This is a genomic window from Paraburkholderia sp. RL17-347-BIC-D, assembly GCF_046027915.1.
Taxonomy (GTDB): Bacteria; Pseudomonadota; Gammaproteobacteria; order Burkholderiales; family Burkholderiaceae; genus Paraburkholderia.
In genome coordinates, this window is sequence record NZ_JARESS010000274.1 from 1 (window position 1) to 349 (window position 349).

1 protein-coding gene is annotated in these 349 nt (G+C 59.3%); it reads left to right on the forward strand.

The genetic code is table 11. The features are described 5' to 3' along the window. Window positions 1-349, forward strand: a 349-nt coding sequence (locus tag P0D96_RS48535; RefSeq protein ID WP_408321511.1) for a citrate/2-methylcitrate synthase, incomplete at both ends; no start/stop codon positions are given.

Here is a 349-nt window from a genome sequence, read left to right on the forward strand (position 1 = left end):
GTACATCGACGGCGACAAGGGCGAGCTGCTGTATCGCGGCTACCCGATCGACAACCTCGCGCAAAACGCCGACTTCCTCGAAACCTGCTATTTGCTGCTGAAGGGCGAACTGCCGAACGCACAGCAAAATGCCGAATTCGTGAAGACCGTCACGAACCACACGATGGTGCATGAGCAAATGCACTTCTTCTTCCGTGGTTTCCGTCGCGACGCGCACCCGATGGCGATTCTGGTCGCCGCAGTCGGCGCGCTGTCGGCGTTCTATCACGACTCGCTCGACATCAACAATCCGCGTCACCGTGAAGTGTCGGCCATTCGCATGATTGCGAAGCTGCCGACGCTGGTGGCG